The sequence below is a fragment of the Atlantibacter sp. MEI4A-1023 genome (assembly GCF_056155425.1).
Map to the genome: position 1 here is coordinate 1,118,928 of NZ_CM149568.1, position 19,564 is coordinate 1,138,491.

Consider the following 19,564-nt stretch of genomic DNA (forward strand, 5'->3'; position numbering starts at 1 on the left):
AACAGCCAGAAGCGGAGAAGACGCGCGCGGGGCCGTAGTCTGGCGGCATGAATACGACGCCCATCAGTTCAGACCTCGACCCGCGAAAACAGGCCATGTTCCTGTATTTCAGCGGTATCCGTATCGCCCGCATTGCTGAAATGCTGGGAGAGAAACCCGCGACCGTTCACAGCTGGAAAAAGCGTGACAAGTGGGCTGATATTGGCCCACTGGATCAGATGCAGCTCACCACGGCGGCGCGCTACTGTCAGCTCGTCATGAAGGAGCAGAAGGAAGGGAAGGATTACAAGGAAATTGATTTACTGTCCCGCCAGGCGGTGCAGCAGGCGCGCATCGGGAAATTTAACAATGGCGGTAATGAAGCAGACCTGAACCCGAAAGTAGCCAACCGTAACAAAGGCCCGCGCAAGCCGCCGGAAAAGAATGTGTTTTCCGACGAGCAGATCGAGAAGCTGGAAGAGATTTTCCACGGCTCCGCGTTTGACTACCAGCGGCAATGGTGGGAGGCGGGCAAAATTCACCGCATCCGCAACCTGCTTAAATCCCGCCAGATTGGCGCGACGTATTATTTTGCCCGCGAGGCGCTGATTGATGCGCTTATCACCGGGCGCAACCAGATTTTTCTTTCAGCCAGTAAGGCACAGGCCCACGTTTTCAAACAGTACATCATTGAGTTTGCCCGCGAGGTGGAAGTTGAACTGAAGGGCGACCCGATGACGCTCAGCAACGGGGCCACGCTGTATTTCCTGGGGACCAACGCCCGCACCGCCCAGAGTTACCACGGCAACCTGTACCTGGATGAATATTTCTGGATCCCGAAATTCCAGGAGCTGCGCAAGGTCGCTTCCGGGATGGCGCTGCATAAAAAATGGCGGCAGACCTATTTTTCAACTCCGTCCAGCCTGACCCACAGTGCGTACCCGTTCTGGTCAGGTGCGCTGTTCAACAAGGGCCGCGCCAAAGCGGACCGGGTGGAGATCGACCTGTCTCACGCCCACCTGTCACCCGGCGCGCTCTGCCCGGACGGCCAGTTCCGCCAGATTGTCACCATTGAAGATGCTGTGCACGGCGGCTGTAACCTGTTCGACCTCGACCAGCTCAGCCTGGAATACAGCCCGGACGAATTTCAGAACCTGCTGATGTGCCAGTTTGTGGATGACTTGGCGTCGGTGTTCCCGCTGGCGCTGATGCAGGCCTGCATGGTGGACAGCTGGGAAGTGTGGGACGACTTCGAACCGCTGATGATCCGCCCGTTTGGCTGGCGTCCGGTCTGGATTGGTTACGACCCGGCAAAGGGAACCCAGAACGGTGACAGCGCCGGGTGCGTGGTTATCGCGCCGCCGGATGTACCGGGCGGTAAGTTTCGCATCCTTGAACGCCACCAGTGGCGCGGCATGGACTTCCGCGCCCAGGCGAAGGCTATCGAAGAACTGACGAAAAAATACAACGTGACCTACATCGGCATCGACTCCACCGGCGTGGGCGATGGCGTTTATAAGTCCGTTAAGCAGTTTTTCCCGGCGGCCCGCGAGTTTGTTTACAACCCGAACGTGAAAAACGCCCTGGTCCTGAAGGCATACGACATCATCAGCCACCGCCGTCTGGAATATGACGCGGGCCTGACCGATATCGCGCAGTCATTCATGGCCATCCGCCGCGCCACCACGGCCAGCGGCAATCGTCCGACCTATGAAGCCAGCCGCAGCGAAGAAGCAAGCCACGCCGATTTGGCCTGGGCGACTATGCATGCGCTATTCAATGAACCGCTGGAAGGCACCACCGTTAACAATAGCAATATCGTGGAGATTTTTTAATGGCTTATTCATTTACCCCCGATCAACTTAACGCTCTGAAGCAACGAGCCACCCGGCTTTTTGGATATCAGCAACAATGGATGCGCAATCCCGCCAGGCAGCGCCACTACACCAAAATGCGCCAGTGTGGCGCTGACTTTGCTTTTTCACTTGAAGCGCTGATTGATGCTATCGAGACCGGAAGAAATCAGGTGTTTATCGGCACCAGGGAGGCTTATGCAGAAGGTTCCAGCCGTTGTTATATTGTTGGTTTTGCCCGCGAGGTAGGTGTAAGAATTAAAAGTGATACAGGGAAAATCGTTCTCAGCAATGGCGCGGATATTTATTTTGCAGGGGAAAAAAGTCTTTTTGCCGGATTATGCGGAAACGCATATGTGAGCGAATACGCCTGGGCAAATCACCCCGGAGCACTCTTTACGCTGGGCAAGGCTGTCGCCGCAAATGTTCGCCACCGTCTTACCACATATACGACCCCCTCAAAGAATCAGGCAGCGTGGAAAGTCTGGAAAAACCTCAGCCCTGCCAGCAGAGGAACGTTAGTTCTTTCTGACCATATGCGCGAAGACTCGCCCGTGTTCAGCCCGGAAGATATTGACGAATACCGCCGCACAATGTCAGCGGAAAATTTTGCCATGTTGTTTATGGGTAAATGGCCGCAGGAAGACCAGGAGCAGCCGGAATGAGCAAGAAAAAAACAGGCGGTCGCAGCAAAGCTGACAGCATCAGCGCGGCAGAACCAATGACGCAGAATACACCCGGCGTTGAGGCGTTCAGCTTCGGTGAGCCGGTTCCTGTTCTGGACCGCCGGGAACTTATGGATTATCTGGAATGCGTCCAGGTGGATCAGTGGTATGAACCGCCCATCAGTCTGGACGGTCTGGCGCGCACGTTCCGGGCAGCACCTCACCACAGCAGCGCCATTTATGTAAAACGCAACATCCTGACCAGTACGTTTATCCCGCATCGCTGGCTGTCAAAGCAGGCGTTTTCCCGGTTCGCCCTGGACTTCCTGACTTTTGGTAACAGCTACCTTGAGCAGCGCGTAAACCGTCTGGGTCAGACGTTAAGCCTGGAGCCTTCGCTTGCGAAGTTCACCCGGCGCGGCACTGACCTTGATACTTACTGGTTTGTGCAGTACGGGTATAACAAGGAACCGTACCAGTTCGACGCGGGCCGGGTGTTTCACCTGATGGAGCCGGATTTGAACCAGGAGATTTACGGCCTGCCGGAATACCTGTCCGCCATCCCGTCAACCCTGCTTAACGAGTCGGCCACACTGTTTCGCCGTAAGTATTACCTGAACGGCTCACACGCGGGATTTATCATGTACATGAGCGACCCGGCAGCCAACCAGCAGGACGTGGATAATATCCGCGAAGCTCTGAAAAAGTCGAAAGGGCCGGGCAACTTCCGCAACCTGTTTATGTACAGCCCGAACGGGAAAAAGGACGGTATCCAGATAATCCCGCTGTCGGAAGTGGCGGCAAAGGATGAGTTCCTGAATATCAAAAATATCAGCCGTGATGACATGCTGGCCGCGCACAGGGTGCCGCCTCAATTGATGGGGATAATTCCAACGAATACTGGAGGGTTTGGTGATGTAGAAAAGGCTGCGCTCGTATTTGTACGCAATGAATTGAAGCCACTGCAAAAGCGACTGCAGGAGCTTAACGACTGGTTAGGAGAAGAAGTGATCCTTTTTGAGGATTATAATTTAGGTATTTAATGGTGAAAAACCTGTGTATGCAGGTTTTTTATTTTCATTATAAAAGGCCATCAAAAAATAAAACATTGATCATTAGAGGCTGGGGTCTACAGGTTCATGATAAAGGTTAACAGGATAATGAATAACCTCATAATTCAATTGGCTGACAGTGTGAACATGCTGACTATAAAAAACTAAAGGGTTTTTTGTACAAGGCATAATAGTTATGCTTTTGCAGGCGTGAATTTTTGGAGCGGCTTTATCTAAATGATTCTTCCAGCTAATCATCATCTCATTACATTTTTTATTGCGCGTATAAATAATCAAACCACCACTTGCGCTGTCAATGGTTCCCGTACTATATCGCTCAGTAAGTTGAGCATATCCTTTAAATAAATAACTATAGGAAGATGTGTGTTTTTTTGCTTCACCATGCCAAATGTAATTATTCAACTTAATTGTGATATCACAATGACCACGTTGATTGTTTTCATGATAGGCTTCAATCCCCATATCTTTATTTTTTATATTGGCTAATAAAATTAGGGTGAGCTGATCCTCTGTTAAATCAAAGTTAAGTTTATTTGAGTTTTCTTCAATCTCCTTCACGGCCGCATCAAGTTGAATTCTGACGAATTGTTTGAAATTATCATATGATTGAAGAGCAAATCTAACGCGAGTAATAGACGCATTAATACGTTGTAGAAATATATTATTGTCTATTTCAGCAAGACTCATTGGTGATGATGAATTTACCATTAGATAGTATCCTGTGATTTAGATGTATCTAATGTAAAAAAAGGAAAGACAAATGATTTATAGTCGTAAAGCAGCTCCCCTGTAAATGGATTTACTAACGACTCACTAATTTCCGCCTCAATGACGTCCTCTAAATTAAGTTCTACAGGATCATGAAAATCATCAATAAACCAGTAGTTGAGTTTTAAAAAGTCTATCTTTGGGCTACAAAGAATTTCTATAGCGGGGTAGATTACTTTCTCTTGGCACGTTTCTGGCTGAAGAATTCCGTTATAGCTACCGACAATATTAAGTAAGTCTTTATAACTTAAAGCTATATTAGGTGATTTTTTTGCCCTTGCTTCAATTTCATCATATAAAAAGCAAGCCAACGCCCCAACCTCTGGGCGTTCGGCACACATTTCTTTGATGACCTTAGGCATATCACCATCCTTCATTGCTGACTCCAGTTATAATATCAGCTTTGTGAGGGTTTCGAAATCATCTTTAGATATACATTTGCTCAATATAGCATAGTTTACAGGAGAGCAACTACTTCCTCCTAAATGCCTGCGTAGGGTACCGGGAATAATAAGTTCAACATTGTCGGCTAATTGCAATTTTGGATTATTTCTATCAACTCTAATGCCAATACGATACAGGCCAATACTACCTACAGCTTTGATACCTTCTTTATTAAACAAATCATCACGCAAATCTTTAGTAGCCACATTTTTCTTTTCTTTATGCGTGGTTCCCTCATTTGTTAGAAATGATAGGTCAAAGACTTTATAACTTAAGTTTGAATAGGGTAGTGAGTTTTGTTTAAATATTGGTTCAATTAATGGATAAAAATCTTTCTCAGTAGAATTAAAATTATAGCCGACATGATTGTATAATTCGCGGATAATGTTACTTTTGGCAAAGGTAACGTTATCTCCAATAATATTACCATTTGTATCAATTAGAATATGAATGTTATTAGAAGTGGTATCTAATATACAGACATCAAAGCACTGACGTTTTTCTTTGCGTTTCGCAATAATCTCATCAAACTGCTTATATGATGCCAATGCTGATGGGGGGATTTTTTCTCTTACAACTAATTCCCTGACAGAGGAAAAAACCACAACTGATTTAGTATGTTGAGTGGAAAGATTAATGATCGATGGCTGATTTTTTTTAGAGCTTTGTAATTGATTATCATCCAGGATCGTTTCAGCCATAGACGATGGCTGCGTCATCGTATTCCAGTGATGAGTAAAACTGCTAACAAGTTTTTTAATAACGCTGCTATCTACGGTCAGACTAAATAATGCTTTTTCACCATATACGACTTGCCCAAAAATTAGATCATTTACAGTTGCAATAACGCCATCAAATTTTTGTTTATCTTTAATTTTAAGATCAAGGAGGCTTTCTAATATTTTGTCATTTGTTGCTTCTCGCCCTTTACCTGTAGGTAGCCCTAAAGAAGCGATAATTGGCCTTGCGACGTTCCATGTGAAACGACCAGTGAGGGTTAAGATAGACTTTAACTCAGATTCAGAAAGCACCACCGGGACATTACCTGTCATAAATTGCACCTAGTAACCCCAAGAGCGATGACAAATCGCTCTTGTCTTGATTTATCCTTCGATTCTTATCAAGTTACCCCATCGTTGAAAAAATTTGCAAGCCATTTGCTTCTAAAAAGCGACTTCACTCATGGCGTTAAAAATTTAAGCGAGCGCGCGCGCTCGTAGCCCCGCCACGCCTGCCCGCTTTGTGTATGGGTTTTCATGCGGGTGCATGAGCATAGAGAAAGCCCGCCAGAGAAGGCGGGTGAAGGGAGTAACGATCCTTTTTGGATCCTTCATTTTCATGCAGCATAGACATGCATGACATGGAAAGAGATCACTCTGGCTAATTTTTTCATCAGACGCACCCGCCAACTTAGTCGGCTTTGTAAAAAATTTCATTTTGAGCATCCTGATTTTCACCGTTTGCTAAATCGGCAATAAGGCTTAGTGCCAACTTCAGATCAGACGGCTTGCAGTTTGCTAACAACGAAACTTCCGCAATGAATTGCACGCAAGCCCATTTGTGCTGGGTACGGCTGACTTCTTCAACAACCATGAAATCCCTCCCGATAGGATTACTGTATAAATATACAGTATCACGTTATGAGAAAAATTTAAAAGTGGTTCCAGTCAAAAACTACGAACATCATTGATATATTCTTAAACTGATAACCCTTTGAAATTATGATGATGCATCAATTTCATTTAGGGCGGTCATGATCGCAAGGCGCTCTGCGGCTGGAAGCGCCGCGTACTTTTCCTGCCAGCGTCTGGCCTTACGCTTAATGCGGTTTCTGTCGTTGTAATCTTTACCCGCGAAGGTATGGGTATACGCCCGACCCTCTGAAAAGTTCATCCATAGCTTTTCCGTTCTGACCCCGCCTCGCGTCATTGCCTGAAATTCACAGGTGCGCCATTCCGGCAGCATTGCGTCATAAAGCCTGGACGGATAGCCGGATAAAATGATGTTCACATTGTCCGGCAGACCCAGAAGACAGGAAAGCAAACGGCGATGGTCTTCCACCGTATACTCGTAACGATAGCGCGCATTACTGGTGCGCGTTTCCGGTAGATAGGGCGGATCGGCGTAAACCAAAACGCGACCAGCGCTGGCAAAATCAAACGCTTTCAGATAATCAACTGCGTCGCGGTTTACCAGGCTCACATGTGAAAGCCGATGGGTGAACGCGAAATTTTTTAGCGCCTCCGCATCCAGATCAATTCCCACGTTGCGTAATGCAGGTGGCTTCCGCTGCATTACCGCCCCACCGCCCAGGTGTGTTTCGATGTACGTATCATGCGGGGGCATTTGCGCGATAATTTTCTGATATACGCCGCTTGCGGCTTTGCTTCCCAGATAGCTCATCGTTTTTTTCTCCGTATCTTCTGCAGCATGGTTAAAAATGACCGGCCTCGATGAAATGGCCAGCACGATCGGAAATGACCATGAGGGGCTTCTGGTACCACATGGTTATTTCTGACCCTGATTTTGATAAGTCGACTGCAATCGCGTTATCCAGGTACTAACCGTGGTCGCAGTGGATTGCGGGAGTTTTTCCCGCGTTCTGTAGAGTGCGCCGTCACTGCGGGCGACATAGAAAACACCGTCCAGCGCAATACGCTGACCGGCTATCAACAGGCCAACTTCGGTTTCTCCGATATCCCAGCCGATGGAGCTGGCAAATTCGCGGATTTTTTCAGCCCGTTCACCAGGCTGGCGCAATACCGGCTGCCGTTTGCGCCGCTCGCGTTTGCGCTGCTGTTCCGCTTTAAACTCAGCTGATAGCCGCGCTGCGACTGCCTTTCTTTCCTTTCGCGTCAGGGAGCTGTAATCAATAGCGCAGCTGGCACCGTCAGCTATGACGGTGCTTTCCTGAAATGTATTTTTTTCAACCGTTCGCGGCTCCCGCGTACAGTTATTGACAGAACTCCGAGGGGCGGCGCTGCCGCCTGAAAAGTCAAAATCAAAACCGGAAGCGTCATCCTGCTTACGCTTCGGCACGATTTTGTACTGTGATATGCGGGTTAAAATCAGGGATGTGTCGCCCTTAAACGGGCTGTAGACACCGGAAATTCTGGACACGTCATCGCCGTAAATATTGCCGTTTTCGGTGACGTCATAACTCAGCCGGACGCGCAGACAGTCACGCGCAACAAGCGGGCCGCCCTGCGCCGTAACATATCCGGCCCAGTTCCCCTCATCGGCGGCGGTATGCGCTTCGGCAATCTCTGGATGTAAAACCAGTTCGCGATCCCGCAGCCTGCGCAGTTCACGGTAAACAGTCACAGGTGCCCCGCCAATCTGCTGGAACTGACGAATAGCCCAGCGGGACGCCCAGGCACTGACGCGGCGCGCCATATCTTTTAGCGGCTCGCCGGTTTCATCGTCTTTCTCATCGTCCAGGGCGTAACCGTCGATATTTTTGCTGATGTATTTGGCGATATAGCCGGTGGCGCTGCCGTGTTCTTCCTCAATCGGCACGACCTTAAAACGGTTCTCTTCTGCGCCCGTTTCGCCGCCATCTTCTTTCAGGGCATATTTACGGAAAATTGCTCGTGCCAGCTCAGCATGCTCCGGGCGCATAAACAGCAACAGATGCCAGTGCGGCGTGGCGTCGTGGTGAGGTTCAACGACCCGAAAACCAAAGACACGGATACCCCTGCGTTTCCATGCGGCGCGGGTTTTTGACCACACCTTACAGAGATAGCGCTGGGTATCACGGGGGGAAGAACCGTTGAATTTATCGTTACGGCGTCCGCTCTTTTGTGTTGAGTGATAAGCAGATGGTGCGGTAAGCGTATAGAAATCACCGGCCAGCCCTTCCAGTTTCGCCAGATCTTCAAAGCCACGCATACGCACCATAAGCTCAGCGCGCCGGATTGCCGGGTTAGCAATACTGCCGTTCACCTTATCCGCCAGTGACAGACGCTCGCCGGTGTCCTGTTCTTCCAGCTCCATCGCGTTGAGGTATTCACGGTTGGCTTTTTTCTGTGCCTGCCATTCCTGGACACAGGGTTCACTGCTGTAGGGTGCGGATTTAGCCTGGACGTAACCGGTCACAATCATGAGGTGTTCGCGCCAGCGGGCATGCATACGGCGCAGGCGGTTAAGCCACCACTGCGGCGACTGTAGGCGCGCGACGCATTTCAGCGCGTCCTCGCCTTCCAGTTCTTCGTTGCAGTAGGCCGTCCAGCCCGGCACGGCGGTATTCAGGTGTGATGCCAGAAATCCTATCCGGCCATAGCCGGACAGCGTTGAAAAATGAGGATCAGCGGTGCGTTCATACTGAAAATCAACCTCGCGCATAAACTCGCTTTGCAGGATGTCAGCAAGGCTATGCGCCAGGCGTTTCAGTTCTTTTTTACCGGCCCACAACAGGCGGAAAAACTCATTACGCAGCGGCATCAGGGCCGCCGGTATGGTGGCGTTCGGCAGATAACGGTCATTCACATGGTCGATACGGGAAAGGACATGGCGCTCAAAGGTGTTTAACAGCCAGTTATCGGCGGCTTTTTTGCCTTTCGCGTCCATCTGTTCCAGTTTGCGGGCATAAAAACTACGCACGTAGTGAGGCAATGAAGCCAGACGGCGGCGGGCGGCCTTGCTGCGGTCTGGTTTTTCATCGGTTTCCGCCAGCTCCATCGCCGATAAAAACTTACGCTTACCGTCCGGCGTCAGATAACGGATCCCACGCTCGCTGTCATCAGCTTTATAAGCTCCGACAGCGGCGCGGGGGGCGTTCCATGCGTAAGGGAATACGGTGTCAGTCATTTACAAACGCACTTCCACCGAGCAATCCCGGCCACTGGCTAAATCAATCCCGAACCATGCCTTTTGTGCTGGGTAACGGGATACGGCGATCACTTCCGGGGCGGTTTTGCCATCACCGGCAGCAACCCCCAGGCTACGGCGCGCCGTGATACGGTGGCATACAAAATTGCGATAAAGGGAACGGGTTAAGGATGTGTCGCTGTTGGATACAACAACCGGGTAACCTTCTGATGAACGGCGCTCAAGAATGGAGGCCAGACGGTACTGGTCATCTTCATTAAAACCGTTTGTGTGATATCCGGTAAACACACCGTCGTAAGGCGGATCGCAATAAATCACATCGCCCGGTTGCAACATGTTCAGGGTTTCGTCGAAGCTGGCGCAGACAAACGTGGCGCGCTTCGCTTTTTCAGCAAAGGCACGTATTTCCGCTTCAGGGAAGTAAGGCTTTTTATAATTGCCGAACGGGACATTAAAGCCGCCGCTCTGGTTGTAACGGCAAAGCCCACGGTATGAATGGCGGTTGAGATACAGGAAATAAACAGCGCGGTGAAAAGTATTAATTTCCCGGTCATGATTAAAAGCCTCACGCACCCGGTAATAATTTTCAGCCAGTAGAAAGCTTTCAAACACCGCTTTTGCCCGCAGTATAAAATTTTCACAATCACTTGCGATGGTGCGATACAGATTGATTAAATCGGGGTTGATATCCGCGACAAGATAATTTGGATAGTCTGTAGCCATCATCACAGCGCAGGAACCCGCGAAGGGTTCAACCAGGCGCGGGCCTTTGGGAAGATGCGCGAACAGTTCCGGCATAAGGTCAGTTTTATTACCCGCCCATTTCAGGATGGTGCTCATACAGCACCGCCTTGCTTAGCCGACTCAACAACTAAATTTATCCGGGTAAGGCTGCGACGCTCGCGTAATTCCAGCGCCATCGATAGTTCCTGAATTGTAGGTTCAACACCGTCAACGTTCCCGGCTATGATTTCATCCAGTTCCGCATCGGTTAGCGGCTTAACGGCCAGTCTTTCTTTGTTCATACAGCACCACCTACATAATGTTTGCCTTTCAGCTCTGTAACTTCCTGACAGGTGACGCACAGCGCCACGCCCGGTACTGCGATGCGCCGCGCTTCAGGGATGGATTCGCCGCATGATGCGCACAGGAAAAGGGAAACCGCAGCGCCACGGCTGCGGGCTTTAAGAATCAGGCGTTCACGTTCTTCGTGCTCGCGCTGTTGTGCCAGATCGATAGAGTCAGCCATTAGTGCGCCTCCACAGGTTTTACGCGGCGACGTACTTCACTGTCGGCTAAATACAGATCGCCAATATCATCAGCGCCGGTGAGGCCCACGAATTCATCAACGATAAAAACGCATACCCCTTTCGGCAGGCGCTCGATAAATTTGCTGTGATAAACGCTACGGGAACCGCGCGGCGTCACAGTGACACGCTGGCCGGGTGTGAGCTGGGCGTATTTCATCAGTGGATCTCCTGGGCTTCGTTCTGGATTTTGACGGCCTCATCGCGCAATAGCTCTGCTGCTTCTGCGTAGTTGAGCTGGCGTGAGGTGATACGAGCAGCCAGCGTGTCCAGACGCGCGGCCAAAGCCTCAGCGCGGCCCCGGCGTTCATCTTTGCGGGCCTCAGTGAGCAAATAATTAAGGCCTGCATCATCAGGCCCGGTTTTGGTTTTACGTGTTTCGGTATTTCGCATTTTCATTTCTCCAGAATTCGGGCAAAGAATGCCCGGCGGGTTTACGCCATTAATTAACTTGAATGATTAGTTGTAGCCGTAGACGCGGTGCGGTTTCTGATTCAACTGGTTAATCATTTCCGCTTTTAGTGCTTCCATAAATTCCTGACAGCACTCCCAGTTCGGGTCAACTTTGAAAATCTCACCTGAACGGGTTTTAATTTCGAAGCCGTTATCCATATTAGGGATCACAACACCGAGAATTAAATTAAGGTCATTTTTTGAAAGAGCCATAAGCCACCCTTTTTATTAATGAACGAGCAATACGAATAATTAAATATGCTGGCGATTTCCGCTTGGTTTTCAGCCCGTTTAATAATTCGGACTGGTCGCGGCTTGGATGCCAACGCTTACCATCTTTACCCATAATCCAGCCGTTGCCGTAATGCATGGAAGGGCTCTGACGAACCAGCAATGAAGCGAATGAAGGTGCGTTATCCATGACCGACACCTCAGATCAAACCAAACGATGCGCCGACGCCGGTCATGGTATCGACCGCACTGGACATCGCCGGACTGGATTTAAGCCGCGCATCTACAGCCAGTGCGCTTAAAGCAAGAAAACGCATTCCAGCGTTCGCACTTTCCACAATCGAACGGCGGGACAGGTGAGTAATACGGCCAGTGGTTGCCGCGTTCGCAGCGACCTGACCAACCTGCGCGGTGGCCTGCATAACGTAGATGGATAATTTTTCCCTGGCTAACTCATTTACCGGCACACAAGGCAGGCAATGAATTTGAGCAAGGAAGCCATCCACCAGTGACGCATCTTCGGTTAAATCAGTCAGCAACCAGATTTCTGGTGCTGTGAACTGATGGGGTTGAGTGGGGTTAAGTTTGTTGCGAAGGGTTTGCGGTTTCATCCCTGCGCGCCTGGCTAACGCAGTCACGTCATGCCGTTTAGCAAAGGCGCGGCAGGCCTCATCAAAGTGTGGGTGGTTAGAAACTCGAAAATCAAACATGTTGCATTCCTTTTCAACTCGCATAATTGAATTGCTTAAGCGGCAACGTATTTGCAATTGATACCCTGCTGAAGCAGACGGGCACGAAAAGCAACCATGTTGATACGAGCTGCGCCGCCGTCTTTTTTGCGCGGCATAAGAAGCAGATCACCATCAGCAACCATCTGTTTTACAGTGCGGATGCCGTATCCATAGTGTTCTGCAAACTCTTCATAAGTCATCAGATCCGGGCCTGACGGGATTGCAATTTGTGGAGTCATGGGTAAATATCTCCGGTTAAATGTTGGTTTAGTGCATTGGCGTGCATTTGCGTACTATGGGTGAGATTAATTTTCTTATGGAAAGTTGTCAACCCATTCGAAAAGGTATTTTGTCATGGTTGATTCCAGAGAACAGGCACAAGCCGTGCTTACTCGCATGAAAGAGGCTTACAAAGTTCGTACAAACGTTGAGTTTTCAAACCTTACGGGGGTGCCTCAACCCACTATAAGTAATTGGATCAACCGGGGCAGCGTTCCATTTAGGTACATATACGAGTGCTCCCATGCGACCGGCATCGATATTGAGTGGCTTCAGCATGGTAAGCTTGAAAATGCAAGATTTGAAGGTGAGCAGACAGAGCGTTTTGATAAAAACACGGTCTATAACGAGTTGATTGAAGCTGGCGGGAAAGCTGTATTACAACGGATTTTGCAGGCGTATGGTTTCACCATGCAAAAACAGCTTGGGGATCTGATGGGAATTTCTTCAGGAACCATGAGCACATGGATTCGGCGGGATTATTTTCCTGGTGATGTGGTTGTGGCATGCGCACTGGATACAGGTGTTTCGCTTCGATGGCTGGCAACCGGTAGAGGTTCTATGCTCGAAGCTTCAGCGACGAAAGAAAGCAAGATTGAAGCAGAATCTATAAATAAATATGAACTTTTTAACGGCTCCCTTTTATCCAAGGGGCACTGGACGTGCGACCCTTCTTTATTGGATGAATCTTTAACTGATCCTGCATTAATAGAAAGGGGCGAAAGTAAATGGCTAGCCGATTTAGGGCTGAAATTGCTAGCAAGCGGTACATGGTTAATCAATATTGATGGCGTTATTGACGTCTATGAAGTCTCGCGCCTTCCAGGTAATAAATTAAATCTTAAAAACTCATCAGTTAATTTTCAATGCTTAGTAGACGATGTTGAATGTGTAGGGAAAATTTGTTTTACATTATCGAAAAATAATTAGGGTGATGTCATGAATAGAACTGCTTTTGTGATCGCAATTTCATTATTACTTGGTGGCTGTAAAATTGGAGTTAGAACAGATCTTCCACTTTCTGGCGTTCTATCCGAAGGTTTGAAGGACGCAGACTCTGATTTGTTGGTGGAAGTAGCCAGTTGCACAAGCTATGAGGATTCTCGCCAACCTTCAGACACCTTGTTAGACGCACAAAAGACAGTCCCAACGGTATTCCCTGACGCCAAATACAAAGAATGCTTTACGCAGAAAATGACCAGTTGGGCAATATTTTCTATTCCTGTGGTCTATGGCCGTCATACTGGCTCAGATTTAAAAGATGATGGGAAATTGCACATACTTTCTTATAAAGATACTAACGGGCAATACATAGCCGTTGAGGCATCAGAGACGCTTAAGGAAAGGGTTAAAGCTTTAACGTCAAAAAGCTTTTCCAGCTTCAATCCAGCAGACCTGATTATCAATGTGCGCCTTAATAATGATACTGGAAGCGATAAGAAAATTGATATCGTTTCATCTTTTATCAATGACCAGCCCGTACCCCTGATTACTGATAGCACACTTCAAAAAGACCAGTTCATTGAATTGCGACTCTCTGATGTCACAACGCAAGCAGTTCTACTACCGAAACAATACAGTCAGTCAGCCGTCTTTTTACGCAACATTCATTAAGCAGGTTTCTATGGCCATTACAAAACTTTCTACCGGTGAATGGCTTTGTGATTTTCGTTTAGACGGGGCCGATAGTAGGCGCATCAGGAAAAAATTTGCGACAAAAGGCGAAGCTGTTGCCTTTGAGGATTTTAAAAAAAGGGAAGCGCAGGACAAGCCCTGGAAAAGCGAGAAAGAAGACCGCCGCAGGTTGAGTGAAATTATCGAACTTTGGCACAAACTACACGGCCAGGCGCTAGTAGCCAGTAAATCACGCCTGGCTAAATTGCATATTGTTTGTAACGGTCTTGGTGACCCTGTGGCATCACAGCTAACCGCCAAAGATTGGGCGCATTATCGCGACCGGCGGTTGCGCGGCGAGATCGATAATGGATACCACAAAGACCCGGCGGACTGGATAGCAAAACCTATCACGGTAAACCGTGAACAACAGTACCTAATGGCTGTCTTTAATGAACTCAAAAGGCTTGGAGAATGGAAGCTACCAAACCCGCTCGAAGGTATTCGCGTTTTTAAAGAAGCCGAAAAGGAAATGTCATGGCTGACCCCACAACAGATTGCAGAACTTTTTCGCGCCTGTGAACGGTATGGTAAAGAAAACCTGACGACAATTGTTAAGGTTTGCCTGGCGACCGGCGCACGGTGGAGTGAAGCCGAGCGCCTTACCCGTTCCCAGCTCTCACCCTATAAATTGACGTTTACAAAAACCAAAGGTAAAAAAAACCGGACCGTCCCGATCCCCAGATGGCTTTATGATGAGCTGGCTACTCGCCAGGGCAAAATGTTTAAGCCGTGCTATCAGGAATTTAAAAAAATGCTGGCGCTGACCGACATCGAATTGACCGAGGGACAGAAAACCCATGTTCTACGACATACTTTCGCTTCTCACTTTATGATGAACGGTGGAAATATTCTTGTTCTACAGCACATCCTAGGGCACGCCAACATAAGAGAAACCATGAAATATGCACACTTTGCTCCAAATCACTTGGAGGAGGCTGCGCAGTTAAATCCGATTGCTAATTTAGAGATGGTGAGAGAAAACAATGAGTGCTTCTCAAAATAAAATAAATAGAAATTTGATTAAACGGCCAACACTTGAAGTGACTAGTTTGGCTGGATTTATTAGTGAAGTTATTAAATGGAGGATAGATGGTAATCATGCTACTGCTTTTAGGGGACAACGTTTTTACGGCTGGAGAGCTGCCCCCAAAATTTTTCGACAGGATTTAGGTCTCTTGTCTAGTGAAGATCTTGCAGTCAGAGATATTGTGTCAATACACCCCAATGAATTTTCATCCGATAACACGATGTTTGATCGCTTGGTCAGGATGCAACATTTTGGGATGCCTACGCGGTTACTTGATGTCACTACCAATCCTTTAGTTGCACTTTGGTTTGCCACTGAACCAAGTGATAATAAAGAAGAGCATGACGGTTCTGTGCAGGCCTTTTTTATCCCTAAAAACCGTCAACGATACTATGACAGTGACCGAGTAAGTTGCTTAGCAAATGTTGCAAATTTAAAAAAAACGGAAAAAGAAGCCCTTTTCGCTGCTGCTCATAATGGATTGTCGATAGAAGAGTTCAATAAAGCACATGCGGCAGATTTATTGTGTTACTACATAGGCTTAGAAAAAACCGGTTTTCGACCAAGAATAAACCCTGCGGATTTACTTAAAGCTGTTTATGTAAAGCCTAAAATGTCCAATAAACGCATAATCGCACAGTCTGGAGCATTTTTGATATATGGTGCTGAAAATGATGCCAGCGCTGATGAGGGGCACGCGGCGGCTGCACCTCAAGATTTAAAAGGGAAAAGGCTATGGATCAAAGAGGAAAATAAAGCCGAGATAAGAGAACATTTATCAGTGCTTGGTATAAATGAAAGCATTCTTTTCCCGGAAATCGATAAGGCAGCAAAATTTATCACCGAGCAGTATGGGATCAGTAGAAGAGGCCGTAGCCAAAACACATTGATTTAATGTCCACAATGTGTCCATACAGTATGTTTTTAACGGCACTCAGATGCACTAAGGATGCAATTAACTTGCTGTTTTTGTTAATTTTTTATTATTTTTCAATGACGTCCGTTAAAAGCGCCTGAACTAAGATTCGCTTAAGCGACATCCAATAAGTTAGTGCAAAAACAAGGGGTTGGCGTTAGGCCAGCCCCTTGTTTTTTTTACGAGTTATTCATCGTATTTATTGGCTACTATGCCTGGAAAGTCAAAAAAACAGCGTGTTCTCGCGAATACTTTTTTGATGAATCTGACCATTGTCAGCACCGACTGGACTGGCACGTTATTTATTTCCCTGATCAAAATACCTTAGAAGTGGGTGCGAGCATTTATTACCAGAGATGGACGCTGTTTGAAAAATATTACCTGCGAACTCTTTCAGGCCGGACGATCTATTTTGTACCTGATCTTCTGCTGGTGGGGGTTGATCTCAGCAGAAAGGGGCTTTATACCTTTGGCGACTTTGTGCGGTACAGCAATGAAGCCACGGAGTTAGTAAGACATTATGCGGATGCAATTAAAAATGGAGTTAATGAGCCATGGAAGCTTTTGGATGAAAAGCAGTAATAAAAGCGCTAACTGGCCGAGCTCTGGTAGAAACATTTTGACAAGGAACTCTATCGATGAACGTCCGTGCATTATTTCTCCTCCCTGTTATTTTAGCTTTATTCGGTATATCCGCGTTCAGTCACGCAGCTAACTATCCGTGTTCTAAATCGAAAGGCGGCGTCTCGCACTGTACTGCTGACGGTAAGTTTGTATGTAATGATGGCAGCATCAGCCGTTCAAAAAAGGTTTGTCGTTAATGGCTGCTTTGCTTTAAGCAAATTTATACCGCCTTATAAAACTGCAATGTAAAAAGCTGCTTTCTAAAAGCAGCTTTTCAGTTTTGAAGGAACGTTTTCATTAACTTTCTGGATGCAAATCATTTACAATGCCCTCTCTTATGGAGGGGATGTGACGATCGGTTTAGCGCAATCACATAACACGAAACGAGCAGCATGGGCAGCGCTGTTTGCCATGCTGTTGATCGTTGTCGCGCCGCTGATTTCGATATCTCTTCATAACGCCCGGATTACCGACGCCGCTCCGCCATCCCATTCCCAACATCATCATGAGATGTCCATGCATAGCGGCATGGCGGAACACGTTCATTCGCCAGGACTGACAATGGTCGATCACGCAGAAGCCTGCGGCTATTGCGTGCTGTTAAGCCATGTGCCGGGGATATTATTGCTTGCCCTGGCGCTGGTCTACGCGCTGTTACGTCACATTGGGCGGATGAATTATCCCTTCGTCGTTATTGTCTATCCTTCCCTAATCTGGCTTAGGCCTGTACCCCGTGCGCCGCCGGTTGCGTCTGCTTTTACCTTTTAATCCTCAACTGCTTCGTCTCTCCGCCGGAGGGACGACCCGTACTTTATAAAAAGGAAAAGTATGACAACCTGCACTCAACGCCAGGCGTGGATCACGCTATTGCGGCGGCTTCATTTCGCCATCGGATTATTTGTCGGCCCGTTTATTTTTGTGGCCGCGCTGTCGGGCACGTTATATGTGGCGACCCCTCAACTGGAAAACATCGTTTACTCATCGGTACTCAACGGCAGCCGGGAAGGGGAGCCGCAGCCACTTGCTCGCCAGGTTGACGTCGCGGAGCAGTTTACTCATCACGCGCTGCGCTTACATGCGATCAGGCCCGGGTTGGAAGCAGGGCAAACCACGCGCGTAATGTTCAGCGATCCGTCGCTGGGCGTATCTGAGCACCGGGCAATATTTATCGATCCGGTCACGCTCGCGGTAACGGGTGATTTGACCGTTTACGGCACCAGCGGAATACTCCCGCTGCGCCAGAGTATCGACTACCTGCACCGCTCGCTGCTGTTAGGGGACTTCGGGCGCATCTACAGCGAGCTGGCGGCATCATGGATGTGGGTTGCAGCGCTGGGCGGCATTGTCCTGTGGTGGGTGACAAGACCCGCGCGTAAGCGTAAGCCGGTAAAACGCAGCCGGTTTATGGCGGCAAGACAACTGCATATTACGCTGGGTATGATTTTACTGGCGGGATTGCTGCTTTTCTCCGCGACGGGGTTAACCTGGTCGCAGTACGCGGGGGGCAACGTCGATAAGTTGCGAGCCGCGTTAGGGTGGATGACTCCGCAGGTTAACACGGTGCTATCTGGCAAGGCGGCGGCGGCCGATCCTCACGCCGAGCATCATGGACATCACCATGGCGCGATGGCGACGCAGGAAATTGATAGCGCCGATTTCGATCGTGTTAGGGATCTTGCACAGCAAAAGGGTATTCATGCCAGCCTGCTGGAAATACGTCCTCCGCGTAACAGTAATCAGGCCTGGACAGTCACGGAAATTGACCGGCGCTGGCCGACGCAGGTTGACGCGGTGGCGATAAATGGCGAAACCATGCAGGTGATCGACAGGACCGACTTCAACCAGTTCCCGTTAATGGCGAAGCTCACCCGCTGGGGTGTGGATTTTCATATGGGCGTGCTGTTCGGGCTGCTTAACCAGCTGGCGCTGGTGGGCTTTGGCACCGCGCTGTGCGTGCTGATTGTTATGGGTTACCGCCAGTGGTGGTTGCGGCGCCCTGCTGTGGCATCCCGCAATCCTGCCCAAACGCTGTGCGAAGCCTGGCTGCAACTCTCTGTGTCCGGCCGAATCAGCGCACTGATCATTACCGCCGCGTTAGGTTACGCCATGCCGGTGATGGGTTTCAGCGTCTTGCTGTTTTTGCTGATTGATGTCTTACGCTGGAAGCGGGCGCAACGCCGTCAGGCGACCACACCCGCCGTTAACTAAGACTCAGGGCGTGCTGATAACGACCGCGACGCGGCGGTTTTCGGCACGTCCTTCACCCGTTTTGTTGCTGGCGACAGGGTATTTCTTGCCCAAACCCTGGGTCGTTAAATTGCTGCGCGGCACCCCGGCGCCTTTTGCCCATGCGTCGGCCACGATATTTGCTCGTTTAAGGGAAAGCGCTTCGTTATAGCTGTCTTCCCCGTAATTATCAGTGTGACCGTCCATGCGGGCGTGTTTCAAACCATGGGAAGAAAGATTCGCCGCCATGGTTTCAATCTGACGATAGCTTTCAGGACGCAGTTGATACTGGTTTTTATCGAACAGAATGGTATCTGATAAGCCCAGCGACCAGTCGCCGTTACTTTCGCTGAAACCGTAAGACTGCATGGCAGCGACCTGCTCAGGTGTGAATTTTCCCTGTGGCGTCTGGCAGCCGGTTAACAGGAATGCAGCGAGAACGGCAGGAGCGAAAAAGCGGGGCAACATAATGACCTTCCTT

Annotated in this window: 27 protein-coding genes; 11 read left to right on the forward strand and 16 right to left on the reverse strand. The window is 48.8% G+C overall.

Features of this window, described 5'->3' with window-relative positions; all coding sequences use genetic code 11:
- Nucleotides 1-47 precede the first annotated feature (47 nt).
- Genes ACVV26_RS05385 through ACVV26_RS05395 form a run of 3 tightly spaced genes read left to right on the forward strand, consistent with a single transcriptional unit; the run spans nt 48 to nt 3,540 of the window.
- Nucleotides 48-1,814, forward strand: coding sequence for a terminase ATPase subunit family protein (locus ACVV26_RS05385; RefSeq protein WP_312730858.1), 1,767 nt, complete (start codon nt 48-50; stop codon nt 1,812-1,814).
- Nucleotides 1,814-2,497, forward strand: a complete 684-nt coding sequence (locus tag ACVV26_RS05390; protein WP_312730860.1) for a terminase large subunit domain-containing protein — start codon at nt 1,814-1,816, stop codon at nt 2,495-2,497. Before ACVV26_RS05385 ends, ACVV26_RS05390 begins: the two co-directional genes overlap by 1 nt.
- 56 nt (nt 2,498-2,553) lie before the next feature.
- Nucleotides 2,554-3,540 (forward strand): phage portal protein, encoded by a 987-nt coding sequence (locus ACVV26_RS05395; protein ID WP_474801741.1) that lies wholly within the window; start codon nt 2,554-2,556, stop codon nt 3,538-3,540.
- A 72-nt stretch (nt 3,541-3,612) separates the two neighbouring features.
- Here ACVV26_RS05395 and ACVV26_RS05400 read toward each other — a convergent pair whose 3' ends face one another.
- The 15 genes from ACVV26_RS05400 to ACVV26_RS05470 all read right to left on the reverse strand — a co-directional run bounded on the left by ACVV26_RS05400 (nt 3,613) and on the right by ACVV26_RS05470 (nt 12,573).
- Nucleotides 3,613-4,278, reverse strand: a complete 666-nt coding sequence (locus ACVV26_RS05400) for a hypothetical protein (protein WP_312730865.1) — start codon at nt 4,276-4,278, stop codon at nt 3,613-3,615.
- Nucleotides 4,278-4,715, reverse strand: coding sequence for a hypothetical protein (locus ACVV26_RS05405; protein ID WP_312730868.1), 438 nt, complete (start codon nt 4,713-4,715; stop codon nt 4,278-4,280). The genes ACVV26_RS05400 and ACVV26_RS05405 overlap by 1 nt, the downstream gene beginning before the upstream one ends.
- A gap of 12 nt (nt 4,716-4,727) precedes the next feature.
- The gene (locus ACVV26_RS05410) at nt 4,728-5,834 is read right to left on the reverse strand and encodes a hypothetical protein (protein ID WP_312730871.1); all 1,107 of its coding nucleotides are present in this window, start codon (nt 5,832-5,834) and stop codon (nt 4,728-4,730) included.
- A 358-nt stretch (nt 5,835-6,192) separates the two neighbouring features.
- Nucleotides 6,193-6,375, reverse strand: a complete 183-nt coding sequence (locus tag ACVV26_RS05415; RefSeq protein ID WP_312730873.1) for a hypothetical protein — start codon at nt 6,373-6,375, stop codon at nt 6,193-6,195.
- 126 nt (nt 6,376-6,501) lie between these two features.
- Nucleotides 6,502-7,185, reverse strand: a complete 684-nt coding sequence (locus ACVV26_RS05420; protein ID WP_312730876.1) for a DNA adenine methylase — start codon at nt 7,183-7,185, stop codon at nt 6,502-6,504.
- Nucleotides 7,186-7,290: 105 nt separating this feature from the next.
- Nucleotides 7,291-9,591: a replication endonuclease gene (locus tag ACVV26_RS05425; protein ID WP_312730878.1), complete on the reverse strand. Its 2,301-nt coding sequence runs from the start codon at nt 9,589-9,591 to the stop codon at nt 7,291-7,293.
- The gene (locus ACVV26_RS05430; protein WP_312730880.1) at nt 9,592-10,452 is read right to left on the reverse strand and encodes a DNA adenine methylase; all 861 of its coding nucleotides are present in this window, start codon (nt 10,450-10,452) and stop codon (nt 9,592-9,594) included.
- Nucleotides 10,449-10,637 (reverse strand): hypothetical protein, encoded by a 189-nt coding sequence (locus tag ACVV26_RS05435; RefSeq protein WP_312730882.1) that lies wholly within the window; start codon nt 10,635-10,637, stop codon nt 10,449-10,451. Before ACVV26_RS05435 ends, ACVV26_RS05430 begins: the two co-directional genes overlap by 4 nt.
- Nucleotides 10,634-10,861, reverse strand: a complete 228-nt coding sequence (locus ACVV26_RS05440) for a TraR/DksA family transcriptional regulator (protein WP_312730885.1) — start codon at nt 10,859-10,861, stop codon at nt 10,634-10,636. The genes ACVV26_RS05435 and ACVV26_RS05440 overlap by 4 nt, the downstream gene beginning before the upstream one ends.
- Nucleotides 10,861-11,079, reverse strand: coding sequence for a hypothetical protein (locus ACVV26_RS05445; protein WP_312730888.1), 219 nt, complete (start codon nt 11,077-11,079; stop codon nt 10,861-10,863). Before ACVV26_RS05445 ends, ACVV26_RS05440 begins: the two co-directional genes overlap by 1 nt.
- Entirely contained in the window at nt 11,079-11,312 is a 234-nt protein-coding gene (locus ACVV26_RS05450) for a DUF2732 family protein (RefSeq protein WP_312730891.1), read from the reverse strand. Before ACVV26_RS05450 ends, ACVV26_RS05445 begins: the two co-directional genes overlap by 1 nt.
- A gap of 66 nt (nt 11,313-11,378) precedes the next feature.
- Nucleotides 11,379-11,585, reverse strand: coding sequence for a hypothetical protein (locus ACVV26_RS05455; protein ID WP_154827347.1), 207 nt, complete (start codon nt 11,583-11,585; stop codon nt 11,379-11,381).
- The gene (locus ACVV26_RS05460) at nt 11,566-11,793 is read right to left on the reverse strand and encodes a phage filamentation protein Fil family protein (RefSeq protein WP_154827346.1); all 228 of its coding nucleotides are present in this window, start codon (nt 11,791-11,793) and stop codon (nt 11,566-11,568) included. The genes ACVV26_RS05455 and ACVV26_RS05460 overlap by 20 nt, the downstream gene beginning before the upstream one ends.
- 10 nt (nt 11,794-11,803) lie before the next feature.
- Nucleotides 11,804-12,313 carry a phage regulatory CII family protein gene (locus ACVV26_RS05465; protein ID WP_154827345.1) on the reverse strand — a complete coding sequence of 170 codons (510 nt, stop codon included), beginning with the start codon at nt 12,311-12,313 and terminating at the stop codon, nt 11,804-11,806.
- 35 nt (nt 12,314-12,348) lie between these two features.
- Nucleotides 12,349-12,573 (reverse strand): MerR family transcriptional regulator, encoded by a 225-nt coding sequence (locus tag ACVV26_RS05470; RefSeq protein WP_154827344.1) that lies wholly within the window; start codon nt 12,571-12,573, stop codon nt 12,349-12,351.
- Nucleotides 12,574-12,688: 115 nt separating this feature from the next.
- Between ACVV26_RS05470 and ACVV26_RS05475 the strand changes: the two genes are divergently transcribed.
- From ACVV26_RS05475 to ACVV26_RS05510, 8 genes are all read left to right on the forward strand, one after another.
- Entirely contained in the window at nt 12,689-13,543 is an 855-nt protein-coding gene (locus tag ACVV26_RS05475) for a helix-turn-helix domain-containing protein (protein WP_312730896.1), read from the forward strand.
- A 9-nt stretch (nt 13,544-13,552) separates the two neighbouring features.
- Nucleotides 13,553-14,227, forward strand: a complete 675-nt coding sequence (locus ACVV26_RS05480) for a DUF7424 family protein (protein WP_312730898.1) — start codon at nt 13,553-13,555, stop codon at nt 14,225-14,227.
- A 10-nt stretch (nt 14,228-14,237) separates the two neighbouring features.
- Nucleotides 14,238-15,293, forward strand: a complete 1,056-nt coding sequence (locus ACVV26_RS05485) for a site-specific integrase (protein ID WP_312730901.1) — start codon at nt 14,238-14,240, stop codon at nt 15,291-15,293.
- Complete coding sequence (locus ACVV26_RS05490) at nt 15,274-16,212, forward strand: FRG domain-containing protein (RefSeq protein WP_312730903.1); 939 nt, start codon at nt 15,274-15,276, stop codon at nt 16,210-16,212. The genes ACVV26_RS05485 and ACVV26_RS05490 overlap by 20 nt, the downstream gene beginning before the upstream one ends.
- A 156-nt stretch (nt 16,213-16,368) precedes the next feature.
- Nucleotides 16,369-16,815: a hypothetical protein gene (locus tag ACVV26_RS05495; RefSeq protein ID WP_474800329.1), complete on the forward strand. Its 447-nt coding sequence runs from the start codon at nt 16,369-16,371 to the stop codon at nt 16,813-16,815.
- A gap of 56 nt (nt 16,816-16,871) precedes the next feature.
- Nucleotides 16,872-17,054, forward strand: coding sequence for a YdcA family protein (locus ACVV26_RS05500; RefSeq protein ID WP_474800331.1), 183 nt, complete (start codon nt 16,872-16,874; stop codon nt 17,052-17,054).
- Nucleotides 17,055-17,205: 151 nt separating this feature from the next.
- Nucleotides 17,206-17,625 carry a DUF2946 domain-containing protein gene (locus ACVV26_RS05505; protein WP_474800333.1) on the forward strand — a complete coding sequence of 140 codons (420 nt, stop codon included), beginning with the start codon at nt 17,206-17,208 and terminating at the stop codon, nt 17,623-17,625.
- A gap of 60 nt (nt 17,626-17,685) precedes the next feature.
- The gene (locus tag ACVV26_RS05510) at nt 17,686-19,065 is read left to right on the forward strand and encodes a PepSY-associated TM helix domain-containing protein (RefSeq protein WP_474800335.1); all 1,380 of its coding nucleotides are present in this window, start codon (nt 17,686-17,688) and stop codon (nt 19,063-19,065) included.
- 3 nt (nt 19,066-19,068) lie between these two features.
- Here ACVV26_RS05510 and ACVV26_RS05515 read toward each other — a convergent pair whose 3' ends face one another.
- Entirely contained in the window at nt 19,069-19,551 is a 483-nt protein-coding gene (locus tag ACVV26_RS05515) for an OmpA family protein (RefSeq protein ID WP_474800337.1), read from the reverse strand.
- Nucleotides 19,552-19,564: the final 13 nt, after the last annotated feature.